This window comes from Streptomyces sp. NPDC040589 (genome assembly GCF_055594445.1).
On the sequence record NZ_JBVIWP010000001.1, the window covers coordinates 209,733 to 224,185 of the forward strand.

The 14,453-nt window shown below is 70.9% G+C and carries 11 protein-coding genes; 6 read left to right on the forward strand and 5 right to left on the reverse strand.

Features of this window, described 5'->3' with window-relative positions; all coding sequences use genetic code 11:
- Window positions 1-251: 251 nt before the first annotated feature.
- From ACZ58V_RS00915 to ACZ58V_RS00930, 4 genes are all read left to right on the forward strand, one after another.
- Window positions 252-3,560, forward strand: a complete 3,309-nt coding sequence (locus tag ACZ58V_RS00915; protein WP_471287748.1) for a nitrate- and nitrite sensing domain-containing protein — start codon at window positions 252-254, stop codon at window positions 3,558-3,560.
- Between the two features lie 10 nt (window positions 3,561-3,570).
- Window positions 3,571-3,984, forward strand: a complete 414-nt coding sequence (locus ACZ58V_RS00920) for a roadblock/LC7 domain-containing protein (protein WP_003993185.1) — start codon at window positions 3,571-3,573, stop codon at window positions 3,982-3,984.
- A gap of 94 nt (window positions 3,985-4,078) precedes the next feature.
- On the forward strand, window positions 4,079-4,657 hold the full coding sequence (locus ACZ58V_RS00925; RefSeq protein ID WP_184598587.1) for a DUF742 domain-containing protein: 579 nt from the start codon (window positions 4,079-4,081) through the stop codon (window positions 4,655-4,657).
- The gene (locus tag ACZ58V_RS00930; protein WP_009314218.1) at window positions 4,638-5,219 is read left to right on the forward strand and encodes a GTP-binding protein; all 582 of its coding nucleotides are present in this window, start codon (window positions 4,638-4,640) and stop codon (window positions 5,217-5,219) included. Before ACZ58V_RS00925 ends, ACZ58V_RS00930 begins: the two co-directional genes overlap by 20 nt.
- Before the next feature lie 152 nt (window positions 5,220-5,371).
- On the opposite strand, the gene ACZ58V_RS00935 is transcribed toward ACZ58V_RS00930, so the two are convergent.
- The 4 genes from ACZ58V_RS00935 to ACZ58V_RS00950 all read right to left on the reverse strand — a co-directional run bounded on the left by ACZ58V_RS00935 (window position 5,372) and on the right by ACZ58V_RS00950 (window position 10,763).
- Window positions 5,372-5,566 (reverse strand): acyl-CoA carboxylase subunit epsilon, encoded by a 195-nt coding sequence (locus ACZ58V_RS00935; protein WP_020271460.1) that lies wholly within the window; start codon window positions 5,564-5,566, stop codon window positions 5,372-5,374.
- A gap of 35 nt (window positions 5,567-5,601) precedes the next feature.
- The gene (locus ACZ58V_RS00940; RefSeq protein ID WP_382496998.1) at window positions 5,602-7,185 is read right to left on the reverse strand and encodes an acyl-CoA carboxylase subunit beta; all 1,584 of its coding nucleotides are present in this window, start codon (window positions 7,183-7,185) and stop codon (window positions 5,602-5,604) included.
- Between the two features lie 154 nt (window positions 7,186-7,339).
- On the reverse strand, window positions 7,340-9,718 hold the full coding sequence (locus tag ACZ58V_RS00945) for a polysaccharide lyase 8 family protein (RefSeq protein ID WP_471287749.1): 2,379 nt from the start codon (window positions 9,716-9,718) through the stop codon (window positions 7,340-7,342).
- A 238-nt stretch (window positions 9,719-9,956) separates the two neighbouring features.
- Window positions 9,957-10,763, reverse strand: a complete 807-nt coding sequence (locus ACZ58V_RS00950) for an SDR family NAD(P)-dependent oxidoreductase (protein WP_468194947.1) — start codon at window positions 10,761-10,763, stop codon at window positions 9,957-9,959.
- 372 nt (window positions 10,764-11,135) lie between these two features.
- Here ACZ58V_RS00950 and ACZ58V_RS00955 point away from each other — a divergent pair, with 372 nt between their 5' ends.
- The gene (locus tag ACZ58V_RS00955; RefSeq protein WP_471287750.1) at window positions 11,136-11,741 is read left to right on the forward strand and encodes a YceI family protein; all 606 of its coding nucleotides are present in this window, start codon (window positions 11,136-11,138) and stop codon (window positions 11,739-11,741) included.
- Window positions 11,742-11,967: 226 nt separating this feature from the next.
- On the forward strand, window positions 11,968-12,753 hold the full coding sequence (locus tag ACZ58V_RS00960) for a S1 family peptidase (RefSeq protein ID WP_468194942.1): 786 nt from the start codon (window positions 11,968-11,970) through the stop codon (window positions 12,751-12,753).
- A 1,119-nt stretch (window positions 12,754-13,872) separates the two neighbouring features.
- Here ACZ58V_RS00960 and ACZ58V_RS00965 read toward each other — a convergent pair.
- Window positions 13,873-14,451 carry a YdeI/OmpD-associated family protein gene (locus tag ACZ58V_RS00965; RefSeq protein WP_471287751.1) on the reverse strand — a complete coding sequence of 193 codons (579 nt, stop codon included), beginning with the start codon at window positions 14,449-14,451 and terminating at the stop codon, window positions 13,873-13,875.
- Between the last annotated feature and the right edge of the window lie 2 nt (window positions 14,452-14,453).

Sequence of the window (14,453 nt, forward strand, 5' to 3'; positions counted from 1 at the left end):
CGCGCACATCCGGTCTCGCTGCGCGCACAATCGCCCCGCCTTTTGGCGGGGCTCGCTCTTTATGACCGTTTTATCTGGGGCTTACATCACTCCGAATCCACGCCCCGGACTGTTTGGAAGAGCGCAGGTCGTCGTGCTGGAATGCCTGAACTGCCCAATAGTCAATGACGCACTCGTCCGTCGATGGCGTGTTGGGCTCTGAGACACTGCGGCACAACGTTGGTGCCGACCGCCGAGAGGTTGTTGGTCGAGTGAGGCGAAGCAAGAACAGTCCCGAGCCGTCGGCCCGGGGCAACTTCACCCCGCCGCCGCGCACAGCGGCGCCCGCCCCCGTGCCCGGTTCGGAGCCGACGGCCACGCCTGCCGAGAGCAGCGGCCGTCTCTCCCCGCGCAACTGGCGCGTGGCGACCAGGCTCAACGCGATCCTGCTCATACCCGTGCTGGTCGGCCTCGTCATGGGCGGCTTCCAGGTGAAGAGCTCGATCGACACCTGGCAGGAGGCCGAGGACGCGCAGAACACCGCGCGCCTGGTGCGGGCCTCCCTGCTGTACGCCAACGCCCTCTACAACGAGCGCGACACCTCGGCGGCGCCCCTGCTGAAGGGCAGCGCCCAGACGGCCCAGGACAAGGCGACCGTCACCCAGGTCCGCAAGGCCACCGACGAGGCCGCCGACGCCTTCGACACGGCGGCCCAGAGCATGCCGGCCAAGCCCGGCCTCGAGCGCCGTCTGAAGCTGTTCCGCAAGGCGGAGCCGAAGCTGCAGACCCTGCGCCAGGTCGCGTACACCTCCAAGCTCAAGGGTGTGCAGACCGAGGAGGGCTACGTCGAGGTCGCCCACCCGCTGACGGAGTTCGCCAACGAGCTGGGCCTGGGCACCGGAAACATCACCAGCTACGGCCGGACCGTGTACGCCATCGAGCTCACCAAGGCGGCCCTGTCGCTGCAGCGCTCGATCGGCATGCACATCCTGGTCAAGCCGGGCCCGGACGACGGCAACCTGGCCAGCCAGCGCATCGCCCTGTCCTCGTACGCGTACCTCGAGCGCATCGCTATCGAGGAGTACATCGGCGGCGGTACGGAGGAGGACGCGGCCAAGCTCACGACCGCCGAGGCCAAGATGAAGACCGACGGCGCCGCGATGGCCCGGGAGGCCAAGGCCAAGAACCCGGACTACGTCCCGCCGCCGGCCAACCCGACGACGATGGTCTCGGCCGTCGCGACGCTCCCGAGCACCGACCCGAGCGCCCGTGCCGCACTCGGCGAGAAGGGCGTCACCGCCGAGAACTGGTGGGCGGTCAACACGCTCAAGTTCAACGCGTACGAGAAGATCGAGGCGGACATGGCCGACAAGGCCGTGAGCGAAGCCTCCGACATCGCCGACGACGCCCAGCGTGACGCCTACATCACCGGTGCCGCCGTCGTGGTCGCCCTGCTCCTCGCCTTCATCCTGGCCGGCGCGGTGGCACGCCAGATGAGCCGCTCGATGCGCCAGCTGCGCAACGCCGCCTTCGGCATCGCCGAGCAGCGTCTGCCGATGCTGGTCGACCAGCTCTCGCGCACCGACCCCGGCCGCGTCGACACCCGTGTCCAGGCCATCCCGATCACCACCACCGACGAGATCGGCGAAGTCGCCCGCGCCTTCGACCAGGTCCACCGCGAGGCCGTCCGGCTCGCCGCCGAGCAGGCCCTGCTGCGGGGCAACATCAACGCGATCTTCACCAACCTGTCGCGCCGCAACCAGTCGCTGATCGAGGGCCAGCTGACCCTGATCACCGACCTGGAGAACAACGAGGCCGACCCGGACCAGCTGGAGAACCTCTTCCGCCTGGACCACCTCGCGACCCGTATGCGCCGCAACGGCGAGAACCTCCTGGTCCTCGCCGGCGAGGAGCCGGGCCGCCGCTGGGACCAGCCGGTGCCGCTGGTCGACGTGCTGCGCGCCGCCTCCTCCGAGGTGGAGCAGTACGAGCGCATCGAGCTGTCCGGTGTCCCGGAGGCCGAGATCCACGGCCGTGCCGTGACCGACCTCGTGCACCTGCTCGCCGAGCTGCTGGAGAACGCCACGACGTTCTCCTCCCCGCAGACCAAGGTTCGCGTGACCGCAACCCGTCTCCCCGACGGTCGGGTCATGATCGAGATCCACGACAAGGGCATCGGCCTCACCGCCGAGGACTTCGCGGACATCAACCACAAGCTGGCCAACCCGCCGACCGTGGACGCCGCGATCTCGCAGCGCATGGGCCTGTTCGTGGTCGGCCGGCTGTCCGACCGGCACGGCATCCGCGTCCAGCTGCGCCCCTCGGGCGAGCAGGCCGGTACGACCTCGCTGGTCATGCTGCCCGACGCGATCACCCACGGTGGTGGCGGCGAGCAGCACGTGGACCGCGACGAGTTCACCGTCTCGCAGATCATCCCGGAGCAGAACTACCAGGGCGAGAACTTCAGCCAGCCCATGCGCACGGCGGCGGAGCTCGGCTTCGACGACAGCCGCTACTCCGAGGTCCCCGACGACATACGTGAGCTGGACCCCGTCGGCCGCTCCCTGATGCGCGAGGAGCGCAGGGCGGCCCTGGAGGCCCAGTCCCACGAGCAGCCCGCCCTGCCCGGGCCGAACCCGCAGAACCCCGACGAGGGGCACGGGTACCCCGAGGAGTTCAACGGGCAGCAGGGCTACGACACCGGCCAGGCCTACGACACGGGCCGGACCGGCTACCCCCAGCAGCAGCCCTCCGCGTACGACCGTCAGGCGACGTACGAGGACCAGCAGGCGCAGTACGAGGAGCAGCGGCACACGGCGTACGAGGAGCCGCAGCGCCCTGCGTACGACCAGCAGTACTACGCGCCCAACGGCGGCCTGCCGCAGAACGACACCTTCTCGCCGAACGGCGGCTACCCGGAGCCCTCCTATGCGGAGCCGGCTCAGGAGGAGCCCCCGGCGCAGGGTGCGGGCGGGCAGGGCGGTTTCGCCGCGTTCGAGCAACGGCGTCACCAGGACGACTGGCCGCAGCAGGACGGTTACCAGAACGGCTACCCGAGCCAGTACCCTTCTCAGGCCCAGGAAACGGAATCTGCGCAGGCCGCTGACGCAAGTGAGCAGGACCGCGTAGGCTTCGACCGTCCGGGACCGGCCCACTCCGCCGCCCCCTCGATGACCGACGCGGGACTTCCCCGCCGCGGGTCCACTGCGAGCGGTGCGAACGGCACGGGCGGCGCGCGGCACGTGGGCCAGGAGCCTCCGGCCTCCGCCCCGGAGAGCAATGGCGACAGCGACTGGCGCTCGGCGAACGACGAGCGGTGGCAGCAGGCTTCGCAGCTCCGGAAGCCCAGGGCGGGCGGGGTCACCTCCTCCGGCCTGCCGAGGCGGGTACCCAAGGCCAACCTGATCGAGGGTGCCGCCGAGAGCACCCACCAGGGAGGCCCACAGGTCTCCCGCGCCCCGGAGGACGTCCGGGGCAGGCTGAGCAACCTGCGTCGCGGCGTGGAACGCGGACGCAACGCAGGCAGTGAAACGAACGGCCAGGGCTTCGGTCCTGACAGCACCTACAACCAGGAGCGTTAGTGTGAGCCCGATGAGCCAGGCGGCACAGAACCTGAACTGGTTGATCACCAACTTCGTGGACAACACCCCGGGGGTGTCCCACACGGTGGTGGTCTCCGCCGACGGACTCCTTCTGGCTATGTCCGAAGGCTTCCCCCGCGACCGCGCCGACCAGCTCGCGGCCGTCGCTTCCGGTCTGACGTCCCTGACGGCAGGCGCCTCCCGGATCTTCGAGGGAGGCGCTGTGAACCAGACGGTTGTGGAGATGGAGCGGGGATTCCTCTTCATCATGTCCGTATCCGACGGCTCGTCGCTCGCGGTTCTCGCACATCCCGAGGCGGACATCGGTCTCATCGGGTACGAGATGGCACTGCTGGTCGACCGAGCCGGTACGGTCCTGACACCGGACCTTCGTGCGGAGCTCCAGGGGAGCCTGCTCAACTAACGGACGGACGGTGCGTTTTGGCGTCCCGTGGCCGTAAAGTTTCGGGACGCGGCTCCACAGCGATGGGTGCCAGGCACAGTCGGAGGAGGAGAAAGTGGCAACACCCCCAGGCGGTTCGTCTTCGGGCAACTGGTCGTACGGCCCTGCACAGGGCCAGAACGACGGTGCCCAGAACCCGAACCGTTACAACTTCCCCTCCACACCGAGCCACCGGCAGCCGTACGCGCCGCAGGGCCCCGGCCCGTCGCCGTACGACCAGCCGCCTGCCCCGCGTATCCAGCCTGTGCAGCCGCAGCGCCGCACCCCCGAGCCGGCACCCGCCGGGGCGTCGAACAACCCGCTGGTGCGTCCGTACGCCATGACCGGTGGCCGGACCCGCCCGCGCTACCAGCTCGCCATCGAGGCGCTGGTGCACACCACTGCGCAGCCGCACCAGATGCAGGGCCAGTTGCCCGAGCATCAGCGGATCTGCAACCTCTGCCGGGAAATCAAGTCGGTCGCCGAGATCTCGGCGCTCCTCACGATCCCTCTCGGCGTGGCCAGGATCCTCGTCGCCGACTTGGCGGAGGCGGGACTGGTCGCCATCCATCAGCCCGGCGGCGACGAGAACGCCGGCGGCCAGCCAGACGTGACACTGCTCGAAAGGGTGCTCAGTGGACTTCGCAAGCTCTAGCGGCGGTCCTTCCCGCTCCACCACCTCAGCGAAGATCGTGGTGGCGGGTGGCTTCGGCGTGGGCAAGACCACGTTCGTCGGGGCCGTCTCGGAGATCAACCCGCTGCGTACCGAGGCCGTCATGACGTCCGCTTCGGCGGGCATCGACGATCTCACCCACACCGGGGACAAGACCACCACCACGGTCGCCATGGACTTCGGCCGTATCACCCTGGACCAGGACCTGATCCTGTACCTCTTCGGTACACCCGGCCAGGACCGCTTCTGGTTCATGTGGGACGACCTGGTGCGCGGCGCCATCGGCGCGATCGTCCTGGTGGACACGCGCCGGCTGGCCGACTGCTTCCCGGCCGTCGACTACTTCGAGAACAGCGGCCTGCCCTTCGTCATCGCCCTCAACGGCTTCGACGGGCAGCAGCCGTACAACCCGGACGAGGTGCGGGAGGCTCTGCAGATCGGGCCTGACACGCCGATCATCACGACGGACGCGCGTCATCGGGCGGATGCGAAGTCGGCGTTGATCACGCTGGTCGAGCACGCGCTTATGGCACGGCTTCGTTAACTGCTTGCTGTGGGACAGCCCCTGGCGGCCTCTGGGCTGCCGGGGGCTGTTGCGTTGCCGGGTGCGGGTTGTGGGGGCTTGTCGCGCAGTTCCCCGCGCCCCCAAGCCCAAGAGGCCCCTCCGAAATCGGAGGGGCCTCTTGGGCTTGTCAGTCAGCGCCAGCTGTGCGGGGCTCGGAAGCCCGGCTCGCGTTCCAGGCGGCGCCAGCCGGCCTTGACGCGGCCTCGGTGCGTCGGGGTGGGGTCGGTGGGGCGGGCGGCGGCGCGGGCCAGGAGGATCGCCGTGATGGCGGCGACTTCCTCGGGCTCGGCGTGGCCCTTCTCGACGCGGATGTCAGGGGTGTCCATGGGTGTCAGTCTCCGTGAGAGAGATGTCCGCGGGGTTACTGCGGAGGGTTGCCGTGCTTGCGGGAAGGCAGGTCGGCGTGCTTGGTCTGGAGCATCGCGAGGGACTTGATCAGGACCTCGCGGGTCTCGGCGGGGTCGATGACGTCGTCGACCAGGCCGCGCTCCGCCGCGTAGTACGGGTGCATCAGCTCGGACTTGTACTCCTTGACCATGCGGGCCCGCATGGCCTCGGGGTCCTCGGCCTCGGCGATCTGGCGGCGGAAGATGACGTTGGCCGCGCCCTCCGCACCCATGACGGCGATCTCGTTCGTCGGCCAGGCGTAGGTGAGGTCCGCACCGATGGACTGGCTGTCCATGACGATGTACGCACCTCCGTAGGCCTTGCGCAGGATCAGCGAGATCCTCGGCACGGTCGCGTTGCAGTAGGCGTAGAGCAGCTTCGCGCCGTGGCGGATGATCCCACCGTGCTCCTGGTCGACGCCGGGCAGGAACCCGGGTACGTCCAGAAGAGTGATGATCGGGATGTTGAAGGCGTCGCACATCTGGACGAAGCGGGCCGCCTTCTCGGAGGCCTCGATGTCCAGGACACCGGCGAGCGCCTGCGGCTGGTTGGCGACGATGCCGACGACCTGGCCGTCCATCCGGCCCAGCGCGCAGATGATGTTCCGCGCCCAGCGCTCGTGGACCTCCAGGTAGTCGCCGTCGTCGACGATCTCCTCGATGACCTTGGCCATGTCGTACGGCCGGTTGCCGTCCGCCGGGACCAGGTCCAGCAGGACGTCCGAGCGGCGGTCGACGGCGTCCGTGGCCTCCGCGCGGGGCGGGTTCTCGCGGTTGTTCTGCGGGAGGAGGGAGAGGAGGTAGCGGACCTCCGCGATGCAGGTCTCCTCGTCGTCGTACGCGAAGTGGCAGACACCGCTGGTCTCGGCGTGGACGTCGGCGCCGCCCAGGCCGTTCTGGGTGATCTCCTCGCCGGTGACCGCCTTGACGACGTCCGGGCCGGTGATGAACATCTGCGAGGTCTCGCGGACCATGAACACGAAGTCCGTCAGGGCGGGGCTGTACGCCGCGCCGCCCGCGCACGGACCGAGCATCACCGAGATCTGCGGGATCACGCCCGAGGCCTTGGTGTTGCGCTGGAAGATGCCGCCGTAGCCGGCGAGGGCGGAGACGCCCTCCTGGATACGGGCACCGGCGCCGTCGTTCAGGGAGACCAGAGGAGCCCCGGCCGCGATGGCCATGTCCATGATCTTGTGGATCTTCGTGGCGTGGGCCTCGCCCAGCGCGCCGCCGAAGACCCGGAAGTCATGGGCGTAGACGAAGACCGTCCGCCCCTCCACCGTCCCCCAGCCGGTGATCACACCGTCGGTGTACGGCTTCTTGGCCTCCAGGCCGAAGCCCGTGGCCCGGTGCCGGCGCAGCTGCTCGACCTCGCGGAAGGAATCCGGGTCGAGGAGCAGCTCGATGCGCTCCCTCGCGGTCAGCTTGCCCTTGGCGTGCTGCGCCTTGGTCGCCTTCTCGCTCGGTCCGGCCACCGCCTGCGCACGGATCTCGTGCAGTTCGGCCACGCGTCCGCGCGCGTCGGTCGGCTCACCCGGCGCCTCATCCAAAACGGTCATGTAGCGACCTTACGAAGCGAACCCCGGAAAGCGGGCCGTCGACTCCTCACAGTCTCCGACGTGTTTTCCTGGTACCCCTGAACAGAACCATGGTGGAGTGCAGCCAATCCGACTGCTCAGAGGGTGTGCGGCTTGTAGGGGTCGCACAAAGACCTCAACCGAGAGTCACCTCACATCGGTGCGTCGCGCATACCTCCCCCGGGGTGACGCGCAGCCTCAGTCGAGGGCCGGTCGAGAGCACCTCGACGGTCTCGTCCGCGCGGACGACCCGGCGGACCGGGCGGTCCCAGGTGATCTCCAGCGGCCGGCCCGAGCGGGGCGGCTCGCTCGCACAGAGGGTAGCGGTACGGTCCCGGCGGACGGTCAGCACGCTCGCCCCGGCGGAAGCGGTGAGCGGGCCCGCGGTGCCGGCCTGCCAGAAGTTCGCGGCCGTGATGCCGAGGGAGGGCACGGTGACCGCCTGGCGGTCCGCGTCGTTGGCGAGGATCGACAGCCAGTGGCGGGCGACGGCACGGCGGGCGACCGCGTTGCGGGACGCGCCGGGCATCAGGACGTAGGCGTACGTGGCGTCCTCGGGGTCGGTGCCGTGGTCGAGCCAGAGGGTCTGCCAGCGGCGGGTGCGGCGCTCCGTGGTGCTGCCGGTGTTGATGTCGGCCCAGGAGCCGGTGCGGTCCTCGCGCAGCGCCTTCGGCTCACGGCCGAGCAGGACCCAACCGCCGTGGTCCTCCAGGTGGGCCCAGTTCGGGCCCTTGACGAAGCGTTGGGTACCGGATTCGCCGAGGTTGCGGCTGTCGACGATCGTCTCCACCGGGACACCGTCGGCGCAGCTGATCCCGGCGCCGAGGCAGATCACCGCGTCCGCGACGCAGAACCAGGACTTGCGGGCCTGGAGGGTGGAGCCAAGTCCTTCGAGGTGCTGGCCGAGCGCGGCGTACTCGCCGTCGGTGGTGCCGCCGACCCAGCGCGCGTCCGGGCGGGCGGTGCCCCACTCGCCGCCTTCCCGGTCGGCGAGGCGTTTGGTGGAGACGGTGGTGCCGGGCAGGCGGTACCAGTCCACCGTCGGCCAGAACCAGTCCGTGTACTGGTCGCTCGCGCCGGACCACCAGCTGACCATCCCCGCGCCGGTGTGCCAGCCGCGTGGGTTCTCGCCGTTGCCGCACTCGTAGTGGGCGATGCGGTCGCTGGCCATGGCGATGTTCACGGTGAAGCCGGGGCGGCGGTGGACGGCACGGTCCATGGCGGCGAAGAGGTGGTGTCCGGTGGGTTCGGGTGCGGCCGGGGCGGGTGAGGCGGCGATGGCGTGCAGCCGGGCCAGGTCGGCGACGCCGAACTGGGGTGCCGTCAGGATCGGGGTGACCGTGTCCCGTTCGATCCAGCCCTTGACGCGGGCGTGCCAGCGGTCGCGTTCCGCGGGGGTCGCGGCGCCCGCGAGGAGTGCGATGGCCGCGATGAGCCGCTGGCCGTGGAAGTGGTCGCCGCGCATGACCTTGCGGTCGTCGGTGATGAGGTACCCGCGGCTGATGGCCCTGCCGTTGACACTGTCCATGACCAGTCCGTCGTGGATGAGCGGCGCGTAGGCCTGCTCGACGCTGTCGAGGATGATCTGCCGGTTCGGGTCGGTGACCGCCCAGTCGGATCCGGCGAGCAGGGCGAAGAGCCGGCCCAGGCCGTCGAGCATGACCTGTCCGTAGGTGCCCGAGTAGGCGACCCAGGTGTGCTGGACGAAGGAGCCGTCGGCGTAGAGACCGTCGCCCCGGGTGACGTACGGGAAGACCGGGGAGAGCGCGTCCCGGGCGAGGGCGATCTTGGCCGGGTCGCGGCCGAGGATGCCGCGCAGGGCGACGGAGCGGCACAGGTCGACGCGGTTGGCGCCGGTGGAGGTGCCGGTGTAGTCGCCGAGGGCGGAGTCGGGGACGAAGTGGTCGATGGCGGCGCAGGCGGCGCTGACGCGGGCCTCCCCCAGTTCCTCGTACAGGGCGGCCGTGATGTCGGTGAGCAGGAGGGGGCTGCCGATCTGCCATTCCCACCAGTTGCCGTAGCGGGTGGTGGCGGGGTTGTAGACGGTCGCGGAGAGGTGGTCGAGGCCGCGCAGGACGTCGGTGAGGAGGTCCGGGTCGGCGGTCGAGCCGGTGCCCTGCTGGACGTAGGCCTGGGTCATGGTCCACAGGCGGCCGTAGCTGAGGGTGATGCCGGCCGGCGGGTCGAAGGGGTGCCCGGGCCAGAGGGAGTTCGCCGCCGGGGCCATGGAGGCGCGCAGGCCGCGGGCGAGTTCACCGGTCTCGGCGAGCCGGGAGGCGTACGGCTCCGCGGCCGGGTCGTAGCCGTCGCCTAGGGCGATGCCGAGCCAGCGCCGGCGCAGGGTTTCGTAGGGGTCCTCGGCTTCGGAGGCATCCGTGCGGCGGGGCGTCGGCCTCGCGCCGCCGGTCGCCGCCAGCGCCGCGGCCGCGAGCAGCAGGGCCCGACGGCGGGGGCGGAACAGGGTGGTGGCTGCCTTGGCCGTTCGGCGGGGGAATCCACGACGCTGGGGAGTCATGCCCATGCCCTACCACGGGGAGACGGTCACCTGAACGGAGGATCCGGCCGGAGTGACCGGGATGACCGGGATGGGGGAACGAGGGAACGAGGAAGGGCGAGCGGGCCCGCTGTAGGGCCGCCTTGGGGACGGCTGGCCGCCGGGGCCGGGCAGGGAACGGGTGGCCTACCGGCCCGAGACCAGCCCCCAGCGCGAGCGCCATGTGCCGGGCAGGGAGCGGGTGGCGTACCGGCGTCCGTCAGCCGAAGGGGTTCAGCAGGCGGCGGTACAGCGTCGGGGCAAGGGTCCGGATGCGGGCCGGGAGGGTTCGCCAGGTGGGGGTGAATGCCTCGTCGCGGTCCTGGCGTACGGCCTCCCAGACCTCCTGGGCGACGCTGCCGGGCGAGACGGGCCGGGGGCTGTCCTTGCGGGTGGGGCCGGCGCGGCCGGGCACGACGAAGGTCACGCCCACGCCCGTGCCGCGCAGTTCCTGGCGCAGCGCGTCGGCGAAGGCGGCGAGGCCCGCCTTGGCGGCGGAGTGCACCGCTTCCTCCCGTACGCCCACGCAGCCCGCGACCGAGCCGAGCAGCACCACCCGGCCCCGGCCGGCCGCGATCATGGACGGCAGCACCTCGCGCACGAGGTGGAGCGTGGCGTTGAGGTCCAGGGCGAGCACCCGGTCGATGTCGGTGTGCGGCATGGCGGCGAACGCGCCCGTCCAGCCGATGCCCGCCCCGGCGAACAGGACGTCGATCCGGCCGGTCGCGTGCAGCGCGGACTGGGCCAGCAGGCGCGGACCGCCCGGGGCGGCGAGGTCGGCGGGCAGGACGAGGGCCGAGGTGCCGGACGCCGTCTGCTCCAGACAACGCCGGTCGCGTCCGTTGAGGAGCAGTTGCCAGCCGTCCATGGCGAATCGCCGTGCCGTGGCCGCCCCGATGCCCGAGGAGGCCCCGGTGACGAGGGCCACGCGCCGGTCCAGACGCCGCGCCGGCCCGTGCTCGCGCACGCTGGAAGGGGCCGCGGGGCCCGGTGGGTCGTAGGCCGAGCCGGAGCCGGTGAGTGTCATCGGTCGGTCTCCCTGCGCTGTACGTCCGCCGTGGTCTCGACTGTCTCCCTGCGGATCCCTCCACACGGAACCTCGTCTTCCAGGACACCGCCCTTTCGGTGCACCGCGCCAGTGCTGGAGCCCTCTCACGGGCCCGGCTCACCCGGTCCGACGTGCCCGTTTCCGTTGGCGGTCCACGGGCCGGGACCGTCCGCTACGGTCGCGGCAGGACCACCCCTGAGGGCCGCTCGGTGCCGCCAGGCGGCGGTATCGCGACACAGCCTCCAATGATGTTGAACATTGAACTGGAATAGGTCTACGGTGGTGCGCGTTGATGTAGTTCAAGATTCAACATCAAGAGTCGGCATCACATCACGCACAGGAGGCGTACCCATGAGCATCTTCAGCAGCAAGGACACCGAGGCCGCGACCGCCACGTCCGGCGCCGTGCGACCGGAGCTGGCCGCCCTGACCGGCGACTACACGATCGACCCCGCGCACTCGACGATCGGCTTCGTCGCCCGCCACGCCATGGTCACCAACGTCAAGGGCGGCTTCCAGGACTTCACGGGCACGCTCCGCCTCGACGGCAGCGACCCCGCGCGGTCCTCGGCCTCCCTCGATGTCGTGATGGACAGCATCGACACGGGCAACGCCGACCGGGACGGCCACCTCAAGAGCGCGGACTTCTTCAAGGCGGACGAGTTCCCGACCATGACGTTCCGCTCCACGAAGGCGGAGTCCCTCGGCGGCGACGACTACCGCATCACCGGTGACCTGACGATCCTCGGCACGACCCGCACCCTCGCCATCGACCTGGAGTTCAACGGCGCCGCGAAGGACCCCTTCGGAAACGAGCGCGTCGGCTTCGAGGGCAAGGCGGAGATCCTGCGCTCCGAGTGGGGCCTGACGTGGAACGCCGCGCTGGAGACCGGCGGTGTCCTCGTCTCCGACAAGATCAAGCTCAACTTCGACATCTCGGCGATCAGGAACGCCTGAACCGCCTGAACCTCCGGCCACGCCGTACGGGGCGACTCCGTGCGGCGTGGCCGAATCGTGCCTCTTGTGCGAGGACTCTCGGCGTTCTCATAATCCAGCAGCAGAATTTTGACCGGTCCATGCCAGCACATGGACGTTTTTTTGGCCCTGCTGCTGACATGCGCTCGTCAAACGGATGCTTCGGTTGTACATCTCCCCAGGTCAACCCCCCACGGAAGGCATCACGTTGAAGAGACTTCTCACGGCTCTCAAGAGATGCGCGGTCGTCGGCGCGGCCGCGCTCGCGATCGCCAGCCTTCAGCCCGTCACCGCGGCCCAGGCCGCGCCGTCGCCCGTCGTCGGCGGGACGCGGGCCGCGCAGGGCGAGTTCCCGTTCATGGTCAGGCTGTCCATGGGCTGCGGCGGCGCTCTCTACACCCAGCAGATCGTGCTCACGGCCGCGCACTGCGTGGGCAGTTCCGGCAACAACACCAGCATCACCGCCACGGCGGGGGTCGTCGACCTCCAGTCCACGAGCGGCCGGGTCCAGGTCCGCTCCACCAAGGTGCTCCGCGCGCCCGGCTACAACGGCACCGGCAAGGACTGGGCCCTCATCAAGCTCGCCCAGCCGATCAATCTGCCGACCCTGAAGATCGCCACGACCGCGCAGTACAACACCGGTGACTTCACCGTCGCCGGCTGGGGCGCGAACCGTGAGGGCGGCTCCCAGCAGCGCTACCTCCTGAAGGCGACCGTGCCCTTCGTCAGCGACGCCGCGTGCAAGGCCTACGGCGGTCTGTACAGCGGCCTCGTCGCGAACGAGGAGATCTGCGCCGGGTTCGACGCGGGCGGCGTCGACACCTGCCAGGGCGACTCCGGCGGCCCCATGTTCCGCAAGGACAACGCCGGTGCCTGGATCCAGGTCGGCATCGTCAGCTGGGGCGAGGGCTGCGCCCGGCCCGAGGCCCCCGGTGTCTACACGGAGGTCTCCACCTTCGCCTCAGCCATAGCCTCGGCGGCGTCCACACTCTGACCCGCCCCTCAGCGACAGAACAGCTCACGGGTCCGGTGCGGTTGGGCACCGGGCCCGTGGTCGCGCGGTGAGCTGACCGCCGGTCGGACCGGCGCGTCCTGCGGCGTCCAGGCGCCCGTGCGGTGATCGCCCCGACCAGGCCGGGCCGTCCGGCGCCGAGCCCGTGCCCGTGCCCGGGCGATGGGGCCCCGGCCTACCCGGCCCGTCCGACACCGTCCCCAGCCCGAGCGATGAGGCGAGCTTCCGTCGCCCCCGCCCGTCCAACACCGAGCGCCCGCCCGGACGATGGGGCGCCCCCCGTCGAGTCGGCCCTCCGACACCGAGACCCGCCCCAGCGATGAGGCCCCGGCCTACCCGGCCCGTCCGACACCAGCCCCAGCCCCAGCCCCAGCCCCAGCGATGAGGCGAGCTCCCGTCGCCCCCGCCCGTCCAACACCGAGCGCCCGCCCGGACGATGGGGCGCCTCCCGTCGAGTCGGCCCTCCGACACCGAGACCCGCCCCAGCGATGAGGCCCCGGCCTACCCGACCCGTCCGACACCGTCCCCAGCCCGAGCGATGAGGCGAGCTCCCGTCGCCCCCGCCCGTCCAGCACCGAGCGCCCGCCCGGACGATGGGGCGCCCCCCCGTCGAGTCGGCCCGTCCTGCACCGGGCCCGTGGCCGATCAGGGGGGCGACCCTCGATCGAACCGATTTGTCCGGAACCATCCCCGCCCGAACAATGGATCGGCCTGGCGCCGAGCCCGCCCGTTCAACAACGAGCCCGCACCCGGGGCAGCGGGGCAGCCCTCGACCGAGCCGACCCGTCCGGCACCATCCCACTCGAACGATGGGGCGGCTTCCTTCCGAGCCCAGCCCGTTCAGCACCAAGTCCGCACCCGAGCAGTGGGCCCCTGCGTACCCGGCCCCTCCGGCGGCCGGCCCGCCCGAGCGGTAGAGCGACCCCGGTCAACCCGGACCCGGCCGTCGACCGACCCGCGCCCGCGCGATGCGGCGAATCACGCCGAGCCTGCCCGTCCGGCGCCGAGCCCGGCCCGCGCCCGAGCGGCACGGCCACCCGCAGTCGACCCACCCCGTGAGACCGAGCCCCCACCCGAGCGACAGAGCAACTCCCGTCGGGCTCATCGCCCCCGCCCGTCGCCCTCCAGCTTCGCGACCGCCGCTGCCACCTGTGCTGCCCGGCTCCGTGGTGTCCGGGCGCGGAGGACGGGGAGCATGGTGAGGTAGCGGTCCGTGCGGCCGAGTTCTTCGAAGGCCGCTTCGGCTCGTGGGCTGCGTTTCAGGGCCGTCGTGAGGTCCTCGGGGACCTCGGCCTCCTGTTGGGACGCGTAGGCCGCGTCCCAGCGTCCGTCCGTCTGTGCGGACGCCACCTCGTCGCGCCCGCCGGGGCGCATCCGGCCGGCGGCGGTCAGTTCCTCCACCCGCCGGACGTTGACCATGGACCAGAGGCTGCCGGGGCGTCGAGGGGTGATCCGCTGGAGGTAGTACGACCCGTCGAGGGCCTTGCGCTGCCCGGTGATCCACCCGTGGCAGAGCGCCACGTCGTTGACGTCGGCGGCGCTGACGGAAGGGATGCCCGAACCCTTCTTGGCGACCTTGGCCCAGAGGCCGGGGTGCGGGGCGGGGTGGGCGGTCAGCCAGGAGTCCAGGTCGGCCACGGTGGCGAAGGTGAGAGGGGCCGTGCCGTCGGAGGTGGTCATGG

Coding starts and splice junctions, on each gene's coding strand:
- ACZ58V_RS00935 (WP_020271460.1), bottom strand. CDS start 5,566: ATGGACACCCCTGACATCCGCGTCGAGAAGGGCCACGCCGAGCCCGAG.
- ACZ58V_RS00945 (WP_471287749.1), bottom strand. CDS start 9,718: ATGACTCCCCAGCGTCGTGGATTCCCCCGCCGAACGGCCAAGGCAGCC.
- ACZ58V_RS00920 (WP_003993185.1), top strand. CDS start 3,571: ATGAGCCAGGCGGCACAGAACCTGAACTGGTTGATCACCAACTTCGTG.
- ACZ58V_RS00940 (WP_382496998.1), bottom strand. CDS start 7,185: ATGACCGTTTTGGATGAGGCGCCGGGTGAGCCGACCGACGCGCGCGGA.
- ACZ58V_RS00965 (WP_471287751.1), bottom strand. CDS start 14,451: ATGACCACCTCCGACGGCACGGCCCCTCTCACCTTCGCCACCGTGGCC.
- ACZ58V_RS00950 (WP_468194947.1), bottom strand. CDS start 10,763: ATGACACTCACCGGCTCCGGCTCGGCCTACGACCCACCGGGCCCCGCG.
- ACZ58V_RS00955 (WP_471287750.1), top strand. CDS start 11,136: ATGAGCATCTTCAGCAGCAAGGACACCGAGGCCGCGACCGCCACGTCC.